The sequence below is a fragment of the Phycisphaerae bacterium genome, from assembly GCA_035275405.1.
In the GTDB taxonomy this organism is placed as follows: Bacteria; Planctomycetota; Phycisphaerae; order UBA1845; family UTPLA1; genus DATEMU01.
In genome coordinates this window covers 73386-89837 of sequence record DATEMU010000012.1, presented here as the reverse complement: position 1 = coordinate 89837, position 16452 = coordinate 73386, and the positions used below count along the sequence as shown (strand labels likewise).

Sequence of the window (16452 nt, the reverse complement as noted above, 5' to 3'; positions counted from 1 at the left end):
TATACCGCTCCAACGACGTTAAGTCCGCGGAAGCACACGATCGATTTGTCCGTGATATCTCATGAGCCCATCGCCTTCACAAACGCCGTCACACCCGCACCCATCTCAAACTTGTACCCCTGCTCCGCCAGCGTCCATTCCATCGCCGCGATCGCGCCCACCGTGTCCACGGCGTCGACGTAGCCCATGTGGTTCAGCCGGATCATCTTCCCCTTCAGTTCGCCCTGACCGGCGGCGACGTGGATGCCGTACTTCGACCGCATCGTCTTGCGCCACTTGTCATCGTCCACGCCGGCGGGAATATTGAGGCCGGTCACGCTATCGACTGGATCGGCAGCGTAAATGGAGAGGCCCAGCGCCTTGGCCGCGGCCCGCGTCGCCTTGGCAAGCTGCGCCGTCCGCTTCCACACATTCTCAATCCCCTCCGCCTTGATCTGCCGCAGCGTATATCGCAGTCCCTTGACCAGTTGATTGTTCGGCGTCCACGGCACGTCATTATCCTTCTGACTCTTTCGATACGCCTTGAGATCATTGTAGAACGACGGCGAGTCGTGCGACTCGATCACCTCCCACGCCCGGTCGCTCACGGCGACAAAGGCCAGACCCGGCGGGAGCATCAGCGCCTTCTGCGAGCCGGTCACGGCGACATCGATGCCCCACTCGTCCATCTTGAAGGGAATCGCGCCGATGGAGGTGATGCCGTCCACGAGCGTCAGCGCCCCATGATCGCGGCAGACCTTGGCAATCCCCTGCGCGTCGGAGAGGGCGCATGTGCTCGTCTCGCTGTGCACGAAGATCACGGCCTTCACGTCCGGGTTCTTCTTGATCAGGTCCGTGACGCCCTCGGACTTGAAGCCGCGACCGTATTCCTGCTTGTATTCGACATGCGGCAGGTTGAAGCGTTTCAGGATCTTGACCCAGCGCTCGGCAAACTTTCCGGCATGGCAGACGAGCGTCTTCGCGTCCTTCTTGCAGCAGCCGAGGATCGCCCCCTCCATCGCCGCCGACCCGCTGCCCGTCAGGACCAGCGGCAGGGCCTTGGTCTGATAGACATAGGACAACAGCTCGGTGCATTCCTTGAACATCTCCTTGAAGCCGCTCGTGCGGTGGTGGTCGAGCGGGTACGCCATCTCCAAAAGGGCCTCGGGGCTGACCATCGTGGGACCGGGGGTGAATAGTCGAAGTTTCATCATGGTGTGGTACTCCTTATGAAATCCGCTACCCATCGGATGGCAATTCGCGTGCCAAAGGGAGCGAAACGACGGAAAGTATAATCGAATCGGGGAGTTGTATCAGTATTCGATCTCAGGCGGCCAGCCACGTGGGACGCGGCCGTACACCGTTACGAAGGCGGTAACGGTCTCCGGCGGCGGCGACTCCTGCGCGGCCTGAACGGCCTCGCGATTTGCCTGATCGAGGGATTCTCGAAACTCGGTGATCTCCTTGTTTTTTTCCTTCTCCTCTTGCTCTTTCGCGAACGCCTCCGACGGCGAGTAATCCGCCCAATCCGGCTTACTGTCGTCCCCAAGCTGCTTGTGAAGTCCGCGAAGATCGACGGCGTAGAGCCGGGGGAAATGATATACCCAATCGAACTCGTTGGACTTCAGCCGTCTAAAGATCATCTTGTAGACCGGCTTCAGGTCAGCTCGGCTACCGATCCAAATCGTCCCCATGTAGAAATCGATGTAGTCATAATGGTCCCGGCCTCCGTGGCGATTGAGGAAGTCGGCGATGAATCCGCCCGATCCTCGGAACGAACCAATGTCAACGACTCGGCCATCGCGATCCACCACCTCGTGGTTGTCGGAGAAAACGTCCCACAGACACTTGCCGACAAGTTCCGAGATTTCCCGCTGCGGTTCGATGGGCGGGTCTTGATAGGACGCCGCTGTCTCTTCAAATGTCGGCTCCGGTTTGTCGTCGCCGGGGTTCTTCCCCTTGCAAAGCTCGCGAAGGTTTCGGTGTATTCGCACGGACTCGTCATGGACCTGCCGGACGGAGGGATGGAACGTGGGAAGGAGAGGTGATTTTTCCCAACCCTCCGGGGCAATCTCGCGAAACACGTCCTCTCCGGCGAATCCAAACGGAAACAGCCGTTCGAAGGCGGTCCAGCACTCTGTCTCCGAGTATCGATGTGTATCGTCGTAGGCTGTCATTACTTTCACTCCCCTGCGACTATTGGTTGACACGACGATGTGATAACCGCGCCGGATATCGTTAATATAGGATAGCCGCGTTGGCGGCGTCCAGCGGGCGAGATTCGTGTACGACCAAGTGTTCATGAGGGACCACGGATGGCCAAGACCAAATCAAAAAAGCGTTCAACCAAATCAGCAAAAGGCAGCGCCACCGCGGCAAAGATCATCGGTCTCGCCGAAGGCGTCGTCGCCTCGGCGTCAAAAAAGAAAGACCCGGCGGTCAACATCCCCCTGCGCGCCCTCTCCAACGCCAAGTACAACCGCGAAAAGCGCATCATCGAAATGGGCAGCAAGGCCCAGTCGCGGACCTTCTTCAACCTCGGCCAGGCCAAGAACTTCATGCAGACCGTGCTCATCGCCAGCGGCTGCAAGAAACTGATCGACGCCGACAAGACGGTCAGCATCCGCGGTCTCTACTACCTGACCAAGCACACCATCCCCGGCACGAGCGAGAAGACCTTCAACGAGCAGTCCGAGAGCGACCCCATCATCGAAGACCTGGAAGTCTCGCTCGAATCGCTCCGCGAGGAACTGCACGTCTTCGCCGACAATCGCGGCAGCATCGCCGGCAACCTCACCATCGTCAGCCGCGGCGACGAGATCGACCTGCGCCGCATGGGCGCGGGCGGCTTCTCCATCCCCAGCATCGTCGAGCCGGACGTCTTCGCGTTTCGCAAGTGCGAGGCCAAGTTCATCCTCCACGTCGAAAAAGGCACGGTCTGGCAGCGCTTCAACGAGGATAAGTTCTGGCAGAAGAGCAACTGCATCCTCACCCACGGCGGCGGTCAGCCCCCGCGCGGCGTCCGCCGGCTGCTCTACCGGATGCACCACGAACTCAAGCTGCCGGTCTATTGCCTGCTCGATAACGACCCGTGGGGGTATTACATCTACAGCGTCATCAAGCAGGGCTCGATCAACCTCGCCTTCGAGTCGAAGCGGATGGCGATCCCCGACGCCCGGCTGATCGGCATCCGCAGCCGCGACTTCGAGGAATTCAAGTTGTCCGACGACGTGAAGATCGCCGTGGATGACAAGGACATCAAGCGGGCCAAGCAGATCCTCGATTACCCGTGGTTCAAGGGCAAGAAGGAGTGGGCCAAAGAGATCGACACGATGCTCAAGCACGGTTTCAAGATGGAGGTGGAATCGCTGCTGACGAAAAGCATCAGCTTCGTGACGGAGACGTACGTGCCGCAGCGGTTGAAGCAAAAAAGCGTGTGGTTGGATTGAGCGTAAGTCGGCCGTCAACTCTTTTCAAGATTGAGAGACAATTTCAGCCGCGAGTGGAAAAATGGAAATCGAGACGGATGCGGTTTACTTTAAGCAAACGAATTATTACCGTGGGTTCGACCACGTTTGGGGAATTGCAACCGCGGAACTAAATGGTCAAGGCGCCAGTAGTCTAGAGGCTTTACGAAATCCAACGAATGCTCTCCATGAAGGAACCGATACCACGAGTTGGCTTCAGCAGGCCATATTGGAATTCCAGGATCTACAACACATCAATTTTCCCGACGCAGGCCATTTTGGAAGCACCAACTATCTTTACTATGAAGCTATCAACACCCTACGCGAGTCCGTGTTAGCAGGGTTAAGCGGACTTTATCACAGCTCTTTTTCAGTGTTACGAAGTTCGCTCGAGATGTTTGTCTTTCATTCTTGGTGGCAGCTCCGCCTTGAACGCGAATCGACTCATGAAAAATACTTTGCATGGCTGGACGGTCGAGGACATGCTCCTCCATTCAGAAATGTACTTGAAGAAGTCATCGCAAGAATCGATGGTACAAGTATTGGAGGGCACGCCAAGGGAATCTATCCACTTTATCAATGTCTTTGCTGTTACGCTCACAAACCGTTGTTAGCTGAAAGCATTTCTCGGCTGCGCGGCACTAACAAGGCGATCGCATCAGAGGCAGCGCTAGCTTACTGGATCAAAATCATTGGCGAGGTATCACTTGCGGTGGTGCACCTACTCGTGCTCTGCAACCCTGTGTGTGTCTTCGTTGCTCCAGTTATTACCAAGTTCGGCTTTAATCCTCCTGTCGGCTGGCTTTTCGACGAGTCCAACGTTCGCGTTCTCGAAAGAGCAATTGGCAAGAGAATGATCGAGACTTTCCGCTTTGCGTTCCAAGCGAACGAAAATGTAAAAGCGCTACGAGAATGGGTTAATGAGCGACCCGACTTGACTAATGAAGAGATCTTGAAGACATGGGATCGGAATAAAGACGTGCCTAACGATGCGCATTGTCGAACAGAAGAGGAACGCCTTCTTCTTCGCCTATCGATCATGAAGGCAGATCTGCGTGCGATGAACTGGATGTTTGCCTACCAAGCACCGTTTGGCATCTTGCAAGAATTCGATAAACCTACGGCGTTCGGCGACGATGTCTAAAACTTGATCCTGCTACTTGCCCTGTTTGGAAATGAGCTCGCGCACCGTCGCGACCAGCTCGACCGGAACTTGCATCATGGTTCCCGTGCGTTCTTCGTACGCAGCCTCATCTTCGGCGACGGCTTCGTCCTCGGATTGGCCCTCGTAGTGTTCGAGAACGCGGCGAACGCGCTCCTCGTCTCAGCCCGCTGGAAAATTCTTGCTCATGGTCGTTTTCGGGGCTGCGCCGCCTATAGGCCTGCACCGGCCTACATGATAGCCTAATTGCCCAGCCCACTTCCAGCGATCGCACCGCAGGGTCTTGTTGAAAGGATGTCCGGAGTTACGCACGGCGAACCGATTCGCAGCCGTTCACCGCAGTGTTCGCCCGCCGCCACGTCCCCCACAACCCCACGATCCGAAAAACCCGCCGACTCCCCTTGACTTTCCCTGAACGCACGGCTAACATGTTAGGTTATTGTTCGGTAGACCTGTCGCGGACTACACTTGAGCCAAGCCGTGAGGGTCTGCGCGCGAGCCTCTGGAAGTCGTCTGCGACCTCTGACTCGGCACTTTTTTCGCTCGTTTTCGCTCGATTTCGGCCCCCCGGGGAGGGGGGCAGGGAGGGTTAGAAAGATGTCGAATTCCGTCAGGACACAGGAAGAAACTTTCCTTCCGTCTGAGGAGCCCTCTGCGAGCCCTGCGCCTCAGCGTGACACCGCCCGCCAGGAAAACACCCGCTCTTCCCTTTTCGAAAAAATCCCCCCCGACCTCCGCCACGCCCTCGACGTCGCCATCGCCGAGCACGTCCCGCCCACCTTCCGCGCCGTCTGGATGCAGTTCGAGCTGGCCAAGTTCGGCGTCAGCTTCGCCGCCTTCTACCGCTACGCCCGCCGCGTCCGGGAACGCGTCAACCTCGTCGAGGCCGCCTCCCTCGCCGGCGAAGACGATGCCGACGTCGACGCCGTCCTCAAGAAGCTCACCGGTCGCCGCGCCCTGGATCTTCTCCTCCACACAAACAGCTCCGAGTGCCTCAAGGAAATCGCCACCCTGGTCAGCGCCCACTCGCAAGCGGCTTGGCTGGACATCGCGGAGCGCCGCATCGCCCTCGGTCGCCGCCGACTGGACGAGGAATCCGACGTGGCCCGCGCCCGCCTCGAACTCGATCGCGAGCAACTCCGCCTCAAATCGCAGCTTCTCCAATCCGCGCGCAGCGTTCGCCCGCTTTCCAAAGACGCCGAGCCCCTCCGCCTCGCCAAGCTCGACGAACCGGATGCCGACGTGGCCACCGCCAAACCCGTTACGGAAAAATGTGGCACCAACGGCTAGTTAGTGAGGATCCTATGGAATCCGCGTGTTCGCTGGCGTCGCCTGGCCATTGTCTGCTACGGTTCTCGTAAGTACGATAACCCGTTGACGAGAGCCGCTTAGTTGGGAATCCACGCCATGACCGTGAGCACGCTTCGAGAACTCTACGCCTTCAACCGCTGGGCCAACGACAAGACCCTGGCCATCGCCGACGGTCTCTCCGCCGAGCAGCTTGACCGATCCTTCGAAATGGGGCTAGGCTCGATCCGCAACACACTGCACCACATCTGGGCGGCCGAGCTGATCTGGCTGGAGCGCTGGCTGCAGGGCGGCGGTGCTGTGAAATACCCAGAAATCGAGGCGGGTTTGGCCGTCAGCGCCCTGGCAGAACGCTGCGCGGAGGCGCATCGGCGGCGCGATGCCTTCGTGACCGCCTTGCAAGAGGCCGATCTGTCGCGGCGGATCAGCTACGTCAATCGAAAGGGCGAAACCTGGACGTACGAGCTGGGGCAGATGCTGCTGCACGTCTGCAATCACGGCATCCATCATCGGGCACAGTTCATCAACATGGTCCGGCGCGCCGGCGGACCGGTGCCGGCTCGCGGGTTCGATTACATCTTTTACCGCTTGGAGAAGATCAAGGAGGCCCCGCCGCCGCTGGACCTCGCGACGATCCGGAAGTACGAAGCGTACGCCGACTGGGGAACGCGCCGGATGCTGGACCTTGTCGCAAAGCTCACCGACGCGCAGCTCGATCGACCATTCGAGATGGGGCTGGGAACGCTCCGCAAGACGCTGAGCCATCTGGTGATCGCCGAGGAATGGTGGCACACGAATTGGACGAAAGGGCCGGCCGGGGAGTTCCCGCCGGCCGACGATTCGATCGCGCTCGCCGATCTGTCGCAGCGCTTCGAGACGGCCTGGGCGGCGCGGGATCGCTTCGTGAACAGACTGTCGGAAGCCGACTTGCCGCGGCCGGTCACGGTCAAGCCCCGTCCCGATTTGACGCTAGACTTCCCGCTGGGTGTCAGCCTCGTGCAACTCTGCGGTCACGCGACACACCACCGGGCGCAGGCGCTGAACATGGTCCGGCAATTGGGCGCACCGACGCGGGAGTTCGACTATCTGCTGATGTTCGACGAATCGTAGAAGGGTTGCTCGCACCAATGTGGGTACTGGATCAGCCAGTTGGCAGTGCGTCCCGAAGTCGCGTCATCGTCTCCTCCAGCGCCGGGTGCACGACATCCGGGGCGATTTCGGCGAGCGGATCGAGGACGAAGCGGCGCTCGTGCATCAAGGGATGAGGGATCGTCAGGTCCGACGTCGAACGTATTTCATCATCGAAGAGCAGGATATCCAGATCGATCGTCCGCGGTCCCCAGGGCACGCCGCGGCGCCGGCCGAGCGAAGATTCGATGCTCAGGCAGACGGCCATCAACCGCTCGGCGGACAGCGTAGTCCGCAGATGCGCGGCGGCGTTGATGAAGTCGGGCTGGCCGGGCGGGCCGCCGACGGCCTTCGTCTCGTAAAGGCTGGAGACCTTGACGACCTCAATTTCCTTGGTGGTCTGCAGCGCGTTGAGCGCGGCGGCGATGTTTTTCTCGCGCAGGCCGAGATTCGATCCGAGGCCGATATAGACGTCGTGCTGGCGCGCCGCGCGTTTCACCACGTCAGCCCCGCCAGTCGCCGGCCCGCCTCAAGGATCCGCTCACGCTCGACCGTCAGCGCGAAGCGCACATAACCCTCGCCCTGCTGACCAAAGCCGACGCCGGGGATGGCCACGACCGCCGCCTCGTCGAGCAGCTTCGCCGCGCAGCGCATCGAATCGTAACCGGGCGGGCAATGCGACCAGACGTAAAACGTCGCCGGCGGCGGCGAGACCTTGAAGCTCGCCTTGTGCAGGCAGGGCACCAGCGCATCGCGCCGCTCCTTATACAGCGCGCGAATGGCGGCCACCTCCGGCCGGTCGATATTCGTCAGCGCATCGGCGGCGGTCTGCTGGATCGCGCCGAACGCGGACGAGTCCATGTTGCCCTTCACCTTGGCCAGCGCGGCCAGGACATCGGCGTTTCCCGCGGCAAAGGCGATCCGCCAGCCGGTCATGTTGAAGGTCTTGGAGAGCGAGTGCATCTCGATGCAGCAGTCGCGGGCGCCGGGGATTTCGAGGATGCTGTGCGGCCGGTCGGCCTCATCAAAGTACATCTCGCAATAAGGGGCGTCAGAGCAGATCACGAAGTCGTGTTTCCGTGCCAGGGCGACGCACTTTTCATAGAAAGCCGGCGACGCGATCGCCCCGGTCGGATTGTTCGGGTAATTCAGAAACATCAGGGCCGCGCGATCAAGTACATCCGTCGGAATCTCGTCGAGGTTAGGCAGGAAACCGCGCTCTTCGGTCAGCGGCATGTAGTGCGGCAAACCGCCGGCAAAGATCGTCGCGGCGTTGTAGACCGGGTAGCCGGGCGTCGGGATCAGGCCGACATCGCCGGGGTTGATGACCGCGAGGGGCAGATGTCCGAGCCCCTCCTTGCTGCCGATGAGGGCGAGGACTTCGGTCTTGGCATCGACGCGGACGCCGAATCGCTTCTGCATCCACGCGGCAGCGACCTCTTTGTATTCCGGCACGCCAGTGTCGAAGGCGTAGCGGTGGTTCTTCGGCTCGTAGATCGCCGTGGCCATTTTGTCGATGATGAATTTCGGCGTGGGCCGGTCGGGGTCTCCCACGCCGAAGTCGATCACATCCTTCCCGGCGGCAATCGCGGCGCGCTTCTTGCGGTCGATCTCGATGAAGAGATAGGGCGGTAGCTGGTCGAGGCGGGATGCACGGTTGAATGCCACGAAGGCATGGTAAGAAACTGAATCGGGCCGTCAACGGGCGGTCGGCGGCGTCGATCAGGCCGGGGCCTTGTCGAGAAACTGGCGGGCCCATTGTTCGACGATGGCCATTCTCCAGATCGGCATCGCCGCAGCATCATCGCCGGACTCGAAGCGTTTGATGACGCGGACAACGCCCTTCGGGGCGAAGCAGCCGCGATCGCGAAAGCTCTTGGAGGTCAGCATGTCGAGCCACCAGTCGTGAAGGTCGCCGCGCAGCCAGGCGGCCGTCGGGGCGGAAAAGCCGATCTTGTCACGGCGTTCGACAATCGCTTTCGGCACGATGTCCCGCACCGCCTCTCGCAAAATCGCCTTGAGGCGCCCTTCGCGAATTTTTTCCTGAATGGGAATCGACATGGCCATTTCCACGACGCGACGATCCAGCAGGGGCACGCGGGCCTCGATGGAAAAGGCCATCGAATTGCGGTCTTCATAGCGGAGCAGCGCGGGCAGGCTCTCGGAGAGGAGGATCGACCAAAGATGCTCCTGAAACCGCGATTCCGCCAGCGGATCGGCGCGCTCGTCCTTCAATCCGAGCCCCTCGCAGATTCCCGTGGGTTCCTCAACATCGAATAGCTCGCCCGAAAGCCAGTCCGACTTTCGCCGGTCCCGTCCCTTCCGCATTGAGTCCCGCGCGCCGGGTGGCAGTAAATGCGCAACGACGTGCCCGAACAAGGCCGTGCTGCGAAAATGCCCTTCATGCGTCGCGCCGCGATACTCGCGCCACGCACGGCCGAACTTCCCGTGCGCGAGCAGATGTGCGACGTAGGGTGGAATGTATCCTTCATAGCCGCAGAACAATTCGTCGCCGCCCTGGCCGTCGAGCAGCACCGTGACCCCCGTTTCGCGCGCCAGCCGCATGACTTCCCATTGCATGTAAATCGAAGGCGAGCCGAACGGTTGCTCCTGGTGCCGGACGAGCGATTCCATGTCCCGTTGCAAGCGCGCGGCGGTCGGCTCAGTGCGGCGCCAGTGCAGCCCGGCACAGGCGTGGATGACGGCTTCGGCGAATTGCGATTCATCAAGTGGCGAACCGGGCAGAACGGCGGTGAAGGCGTTTTGTGTCCAGTGCGGGGTCTTAGATGCATCCTCGGCGGCGAGCCGATGCACCAGCGAGACAATCGTCGAGCTGTCCAATCCGCCGGAAAGGCATGAGCCGACGGGCACATCGCTGACAAGATGCGAACCGACGGCGGCCGACAACGACTCACGAATGCCATCCGGCGTTGGACTTTCGCGGGCGATCGCCGCACCCGGAGTCCAATACCGCTCGATCATTCCGCGGCGCGCGGCCTTGGGTTGCGAGCCACGAATTTCCAGCACGACCGTACAACCCGGCGGGATGGCCCAGATGCCATCGAAGAGCGTGCTATCGGTGTGATCCACGAGACCGCGCGCGAGAAAGTCGCGGAGCATCGTTTGCTCGATCGCTCGAGAAACGCCGGGCACTTCCAAGAGCGCCTTGATCTCTGACGCGAAAGAGAGCCCCTCATCAAATCTCGCGACGTAGAGCGGCTTGATCCCCAGTCGATCGCGACTGAGGATGACGCGGCCCGCGGGAATGTCGTAAGCCGCAACCGCCCACATTCCTTCGAGCCGCTCGAAACACGCAGTGCCCCACGCACGATATGCGGCAAGCAGGACTTCGGTGTCGCTCCCGCCGCGAAAGTTCATCCCGTACGTCATCAACTCCGCACGCAATTCGCGGAAGTTATAGATCGCCCCGTTGAACACGATCCACGCGTTCCCATCCGGCGAAGACATCGGCTGATGACCAGCCTCGGACGGGTCGATGATCGCCAGCCGCCGCGCGCCAAGGCCGACTTGCACCGGTAGGTATTCCCACGCGACCGGCTCCCCCGGTGGTCCCAGGCGGCGTTCGATCACCGGCTTGCCACCGAGGCCGACGACGACGGCCCCGCCGCTGTCGGGCCCGCGGTGGTAGAGCCGCTGGGTCATGGCGGTCAGAGTGGCCGCGCCCCGCGGATCGAGATGGTCAAAGATGAGTCCGGTGATGCCGCACATGATAGAAATAGCGAAGGATAAATGGCGAATAGCGAAACAAAAGGCCCGCGGTGTCCCGTCTTCTTTTCGCTATTCGCTATTCGCTATTCGACATTCTCCTACCCTTCGAAAGATGTCCCCATACCTCTCCGCAACTGCCTGAAACGAGAAGCGAGCCCTCGCACGCGCCGCGATCGCCCGCCAATCCCATCTTGAATAATCGGCCAGGAGTCGGCGAACGGCGTCGGCCAGACTTCGGGCGTTGCCGACGTCGCAAAGCTCGCCGTCTCCTTCGCCGATCAACGGCTCACAGCCGGTGCCGCGCGTGCCGATCACGGGGCGACCGCTCGCGAGGGCTTCGCAGATTGCGAGGGGGCAATTCTCGCCATGGCTGGGCAGGACGAGAAAGTGCGACGCCGCCACTAAGTTCGCTACGGCTTTTTTCTCGCGTAGGCCGTGGAAGACCGCCTGTCCCGATAGGCCGGCTTCGGCAAACCGCTGCCGCGCGCCCGGTTCCAATTCTCCGTAACCCGCAAAGTGCCATTCCACGGCATACGCTGTATCCTGCGAAAGGACAATTGCCGCCTGCACGAGTTCTTGAATTCCCTTAAGCCCCGTCAGCCGCCCGACGAACAGGCCGCGATAGAGCGGTCGTTTGTCGGCATCGCGGAGGACATTTGGCGGCGGGCTGCCGACAAAGATTTCTTCCACGGGGTTGGGAACAACGTCGATCGATACATTGATCCCCGCCGCGCGCATGTCGCGGCGGAGCGGCTCGCTGACGGCGATGATGGCGGTAGCCCTCGCGAGTCCCGCGCGAACGTACGCCTCGCCCTTTCTTGGCGACAGGACCAGCGAAAACGGGCCGGTGTTTTCCGTCACGACGACGTGTCTGGCGAGCGTGTCCCAGCGATGAAACAAATGCGTGCAGGCCCAGCCGGCGGGGATCGCGCACATCGCATGGAGGATATCCGGTTCGCCATGTTCGGCGGCGTAGATGTCCAGGCCACGCGCCAGCCACCGACGATAGCGTCGCATCTGGATCCCCGGCTGACCGAGGGCGGTGTGAAGCCCACGAATACGAACGACGGGGATATCCGGCGGTCCGGCGATGCGTTCGCGCGTGATTCGCGGAATCCAGGGGATCGACGTTCCAGCCCCAAGGCATCGCGGGCTGACCTGATCGGGGACGACGATGCCGACCCTGGCCCCGGCCGCGGCGAAGGCCCGCGCATAGTCTACATGAAAGATGCCGTTGATCGGCTGTTCCGGCGACGGCCACCACGAGGGGACGATCACCACATGTAGCCCGGTCATGGCCGCCATCGCCGCATCGTACCGGATTGACTTGCTGCTGCCTCACATCGCCTTTTTTGACGTTTTGACTTTTTGACGTTTCAGTGTGGGGATGCCGTCGACCGCCGACACTATGCGGAACATCCTGCTGATTTCGTACTGGTATCCGCCCGGCGTCGGCGCGGCGGCGGAGCGGATGCACTCCTTCGCACGATACCTGCCTGAGCACAGGTGGAACGTTCACGTCCTGACCGCTGCGCGATCCGGCAGCATACCGCGCGCTCAAGGCGTGACGATTCATGCCGTTCCGGATCCGCTGGCGACTTCGGCGGCGGTCTTCGCCGACTTCGATCCGCGACGAAAGCCCAGCCGGCTCAAGTCCTGGCTGCGCGAATGGACCTTTCCCGACCGCTTCATCGCGTGGCGGAGGGCGGCGTTGAAGGCCGCGACGGGCATGGTCCGGCAAGAGCATATCGATCTCGTTCTGGCGTCGTTTCCCCCTGCAAGCGTGGCCGAATTAGCCCTGCGATTGCGCGAAAACGGAGGTCCGCCAATCGTCCTGGACTTTCGCGACCGCTGGCTGGGGCCGGGCGGGTACGAACCGAAGAGCGACCGGGCTCGCCGTCGCCATATCGAACTGGAAAAACGATGCATCGCCGCCGCTTCGGCGATCGTGACGGTGTCTGAGGCCATGGCCAACGCGATAGCCATCGAACAGGGTTTTGCCCGCGAGCGGATATTCGTGATTCCCAATGGATATGATGATCAAGAGCCCTCCCCCGTTCTACGGCCGACCGGGGCACCGGCCGCCACAGGACTGACGATCTCCCACGTCGGTACCGTCATTCCACGCAATCGTCCCGACCTCTTTTTTCATTCGGTTGGCGCGTTGCAACGCTCCGACGCGCTGGCGGGCGTCACATTCGAGTTCGTCGGCAACCTCTCGCCGGACTACATCCGATCCGCGGGCCTCGCGGACGTTATCCGCACGACCGGACTGGTCTCGCGGGAGGAGGCGCGCCACAGGATGGCGCAGGCCGATGCGCTGCTCCTGCTGACCGGCGCATACGTCGGTCGATGGGGATATAACGCCAAAATCTTCGAATACATCCGCAGCGGGCGGGCCATCCTCTGCCTCGAAGAGAGCCCCGGATCAAACGACCGACGGCTGCTTGAGGAGTTCGCCGGCAACCGGACTTGCTTGGCGATGATGGGAGACGCACCCGGTCTAAAGGCGGCCATCGTCGCCCTCCGAGAACAAATGGCGACTGCACCTGGGCTACCAACCTGCCCTCCCGCGTTTAGCGCCTACAGCCGGTCCGGTTTGGCGGGCAAACTGGCGAATCACTTGTGGTCTCTGCTGGGTTAGGCATCTCACTCTTCTTAACTCTCTGTGAATGCGAAGCTTGGGAATTGTCGTGACATTCCCCCGCGTTGCCGTTAAATACCTTGGATGTTAGTGCCCACTAAGTTGTTATTGGGAATAGTCCTTATGCCCAGCGCCGCGATATCGAGGCGCGTTACTTCAATTTTTATCTGGACTTATGACCGAAGTTGGGGCAGAATCGCCCCTCCATGTCGGCCGCGCGCTGCGGCCAATAACGTACGTAAGCTAGTGCTTCCTAACGAGGTGTTGAATGGTCGCTCCAGCCACTACCACCAAGGACACGTCCTCCTCCGGCTTCACCCTCCCGCTCCTGGATGATTCGATCCAGGCCACGCTCCAGGCCGAACGCGAACGAATGATGCGCGAGGCCGGGATGACGGTCGGACCCATACATCATTTCGCGCGCCCTAAAGAGCGGGCCTTCACCAAGGCCGAACGCGGTCAGGTGACGATCTGGCTGGGCGGGCTGACCATGCGCCACGATCAGCTCATCATCGCCGGATTGGAGGGGCTGGGCTACAAAGTCGGCCTGATCCCCACGCCCGTCAAGGCCGACTTCCAAGCGGGCAAGGAATTTGGCAATAACGGTCAATGCAACCCAACGTACTTCACGGTCGGGGCCGTGGTGAATCATCTCAAGCGGATGCGCGATGAGGAAGGCATCCCGCTGGAAAAGATCCTCAGCGATCACGTGTTCATTACAGCGGGCGCCTGCGGGCCGTGCCGCTTTGGCATGTACGAGGCGGAGTATCGCCTGGCCCTGCGCAACAGCGGTTTCGACGGCTTCCGTGTCCTGCTTTTCCAACAAGCCGGCGGGCTCGATCAGGCGGCCGTCGAGGCGGGGCTCGAATTCAACCTGAACTTCTTCCTCTCGCTGCTTAACGCCATGTTCATGGGCGACATCCTCAACGAGGTCGCCTACCAGATTCGCCCCTACGAGGTCGTTCCGGGCAAGACCAACGAAGTCATGAACAAGTGCCTCGCGATCTGTCAGGAGTCGCTCCGCAAGCGCAACTACGACGAAATCCACGGCGGCGTACTCTCGAAATTGCTCTCCAAGGTCGCGCCCGTCAAGACACCCGCCGACGCAGCGAAGTTCCTCGATCAATTGAAAGGAACCTATTACGCCGAGGTATTCGATCAATGCCGAAAGCTGATCGAAGAAGAGATAGAAGTCGATTTCCTCCGCCCCAAGCCTATCTGCAAGGTGACCGGCGAGTTCTGGGCGCAGACGACCGAGGGCGATGGCAACTTCCGCATGTTCCCCTTCCTCGAAGGGGAAGGTGCGGAGGTGCTCGTCGAACCGGTGGCGACGTGGATTTGCTACATGCTGCACCAGGCGGGGCTGAAGGCCGGGGACCGGGCCCATTTGCACAAGGACGGTTCGACGGCGTCGAAGTGGAACATGAAGCAATGGCTGGCCGACGAGATCAAGATCAAAAAGAAGTTGTTCACTTTCGACATTGCCGAGAGGATCATCAAGCACGAGTACAACAAGCTGCGCGAGGCGATCGGCGGGACGGTGCACGAGCTGGCCAACCAGCTTGAACTGACCCGCGCGGGACACCCGTACTACAACAGCCGCGCCGGCGGCGGCGAGGGGCACCTCGAAGTGGCCAAGAACATCTACTACAGCAACAAGGACATGGCCCACATGGTCCTCTCCCTCAAGCCCTTCGGCTGCATGCCCAGCACGCAGTCGGACGGGGCACAGGCGGCGGTCACGAGCCACTTCAAAGATATGATCTACATCCCGATCGAGACAAGCGGCGAAGGCGATGTAAACGCCCACAGCCGGGTCCAAATGGCCCTCGGCGAGGCGAAGACGAAGTGCAAGGAGGAGTTCAAGCGCGTCGTCGCATCGACGGGCTACACGCTCGAACAAATCCGCGAATTCGTCGCCCTGCCCGAGAACAGCGACCTCCGCCGGCCGCTGCAACACGTCACGCATCACAAGGGCGTTGTCAGCAAGGCGGCGAATTTTGTGATGGATGTGGCGGAAAGGATGAAAAACGCCGGAGTTGAGGCCACTTTGCCTCAGTGCCCGGCGGCCTGTGCGGCGTAGCTCGTATTTTCGCGTTCCTGAATCGCACGACGGGCGAGTTCACTATGGTACGAACGGCCAAGAGAATCAGCGTGGCGCATGGCCCAATCGGTCAAGCGAGTTTCGCCAGTTGCGGGCGAATCCGAGTCGAGAAGACCGCTCATCAAGGCGTCGATTTCATCGCGAGTCAAGACAACGTCCCGCACTGCCGCACCAATGGCCCGGCCAATCAAGTATCCAACGGTCGGCTGCACGGAGACCATCCATCGTCGAACGGCGATAATCCTTGCAATCTCCTTCACGAGTTGGCGATAGGTGAATCGCTCCGGTCCGACCGCGTCCACGACGACATTGTCGTCCTCCATTCCGCATCGAACCGCCAGATCGGCAAAATCATCAACGTGAATAGGTCGGATTCCGTACGAGCCATCGCCAAAAACTCCAAAGACGGGAAAACGCCGCAATATCCAGGCGATGTTGTTGATGAGGATGTCCTCGCCGCCGAACAAAACGGCCGGCCGAAGTATCGCATAGGACAACCCCGAATCTCGCACCGCCCGTTCCAGGCGTGCTTTTCCTCGATAGTATTCGAACGGAGAGTTCTCAGAGGGGTTGGCAATGCTAACGTGCACGATTCGGCGCACACCCGCATCGCGCGCGGCGCGAAACAAAGTCAAGCTGTTTTTAACCGCCTGCGCTCGTGTGAAGCTCCTGTGGTTGAAGCGGATCCAATAGGTGTTGTAGAGAACGGACGCGCCTTGCAGCGATTGCACCAGCTTCTCAGGCCGATCGAAATCGTAAGGAAACGTGCGGACGCCCCCATCGAAAGGATCGTTGCTTCGAACCGAATTCGTAAGGGAACAAACGGCCAATCCCTGGTCAAGCAATCGTTGGGCAATACGACGACCAGAGTATCCGAATGCCCCTGTGACGACGTGGATCTCTTGAGATTTCATGGCATCAGTTCCGTCGG

The 16452-nt window shown here is 60.7% G+C and carries 14 protein-coding genes; 7 read left to right on the top strand and 7 right to left on the bottom strand.

The features are described 5' to 3' along the window. Positions 1 to 59: 59 nt before the first annotated feature. Both VJZ71_13235 and VJZ71_13230 read right to left on the bottom strand, forming a co-directional pair. Positions 60 to 1193, bottom strand: a complete 1134-nt coding sequence (locus tag VJZ71_13235) for an alanine--glyoxylate aminotransferase family protein (GenBank protein HKQ49027.1) — start codon at positions 1191 to 1193, stop codon at positions 60 to 62. Positions 1194 to 1292: 99 nt separating this feature from the next. Continuing rightward, positions 1293 to 2156: a hypothetical protein gene (locus VJZ71_13230; protein HKQ49026.1), complete on the bottom strand. Its 864-nt coding sequence runs from the start codon at positions 2154 to 2156 to the stop codon at positions 1293 to 1295. Positions 2157 to 2294: 138 nt separating this feature from the next. On the opposite strand from VJZ71_13230, the gene VJZ71_13225 reads away from it, so the two are divergent. The 5 genes from VJZ71_13225 to VJZ71_13205 all read left to right on the top strand — a co-directional run bounded on the left by VJZ71_13225 (position 2295) and on the right by VJZ71_13205 (position 7026). Next, on the top strand, positions 2295 to 3428 hold the full coding sequence (locus tag VJZ71_13225; protein ID HKQ49025.1) for a DNA topoisomerase IV subunit A: 1134 nt from the start codon (positions 2295 to 2297) through the stop codon (positions 3426 to 3428). A 61-nt stretch (positions 3429 to 3489) separates the two neighbouring features. Continuing rightward, positions 3490 to 4590, top strand: coding sequence for a hypothetical protein (locus VJZ71_13220; GenBank protein ID HKQ49024.1), 1101 nt, complete (start codon positions 3490 to 3492; stop codon positions 4588 to 4590). 3 nt (positions 4591 to 4593) lie between these two features. Beyond that, entirely contained in the window at positions 4594 to 4854 is a 261-nt protein-coding gene (locus VJZ71_13215) for a hypothetical protein (GenBank protein HKQ49023.1), read from the top strand. A 351-nt stretch (positions 4855 to 5205) separates the two neighbouring features. Beyond that, on the top strand, positions 5206 to 5898 hold the full coding sequence (locus VJZ71_13210) for a hypothetical protein (GenBank protein HKQ49022.1): 693 nt from the start codon (positions 5206 to 5208) through the stop codon (positions 5896 to 5898). 117 nt (positions 5899 to 6015) lie between these two features. Further along, positions 6016 to 7026, top strand: coding sequence for a DinB family protein (locus tag VJZ71_13205; GenBank protein ID HKQ49021.1), 1011 nt, complete (start codon positions 6016 to 6018; stop codon positions 7024 to 7026). Positions 7027 to 7057: 31 nt separating this feature from the next. Here VJZ71_13205 and folK read toward each other — a convergent pair whose 3' ends face one another. From folK to VJZ71_13185, 4 genes are all read right to left on the bottom strand, one after another. Beyond that, complete coding sequence (gene folK, locus VJZ71_13200) at positions 7058 to 7546, bottom strand: 2-amino-4-hydroxy-6-hydroxymethyldihydropteridine diphosphokinase (protein HKQ49020.1); 489 nt, start codon at positions 7544 to 7546, stop codon at positions 7058 to 7060. Then, positions 7540 to 8712 carry an LL-diaminopimelate aminotransferase gene (locus VJZ71_13195; protein ID HKQ49019.1) on the bottom strand — a complete coding sequence of 391 codons (1173 nt, stop codon included), beginning with the start codon at positions 8710 to 8712 and terminating at the stop codon, positions 7540 to 7542. The genes folK and VJZ71_13195 overlap by 7 nt, the downstream gene beginning before the upstream one ends. A 54-nt stretch (positions 8713 to 8766) precedes the next feature. Next, positions 8767 to 10773 carry an asparagine synthase (glutamine-hydrolyzing) gene (gene asnB / locus VJZ71_13190; GenBank protein ID HKQ49018.1) on the bottom strand — a complete coding sequence of 669 codons (2007 nt, stop codon included), beginning with the start codon at positions 10771 to 10773 and terminating at the stop codon, positions 8767 to 8769. Positions 10774 to 10842: 69 nt separating this feature from the next. Then, on the bottom strand, positions 10843 to 12069 hold the full coding sequence (locus tag VJZ71_13185) for a glycosyltransferase (GenBank protein HKQ49017.1): 1227 nt from the start codon (positions 12067 to 12069) through the stop codon (positions 10843 to 10845). A gap of 91 nt (positions 12070 to 12160) precedes the next feature. Between VJZ71_13185 and VJZ71_13180 the strand changes: the two genes are divergently transcribed. Continuing rightward, positions 12161 to 13417, top strand: coding sequence for a glycosyltransferase (locus tag VJZ71_13180; GenBank protein ID HKQ49016.1), 1257 nt, complete (start codon positions 12161 to 12163; stop codon positions 13415 to 13417). A gap of 268 nt (positions 13418 to 13685) precedes the next feature. Continuing rightward, on the top strand, positions 13686 to 15500 hold the full coding sequence (locus tag VJZ71_13175; GenBank protein HKQ49015.1) for an activator of (R)-2-hydroxyglutaryl-CoA dehydratase: 1815 nt from the start codon (positions 13686 to 13688) through the stop codon (positions 15498 to 15500). Here the strand turns inward: VJZ71_13175 and VJZ71_13170 are convergent. Continuing rightward, on the bottom strand, positions 15473 to 16435 hold the full coding sequence (locus VJZ71_13170) for an NAD(P)H-binding protein (protein HKQ49014.1): 963 nt from the start codon (positions 16433 to 16435) through the stop codon (positions 15473 to 15475). The genes VJZ71_13175 and VJZ71_13170 overlap by 28 nt on opposite strands. Positions 16436 to 16452 lie beyond the last annotated feature (17 nt).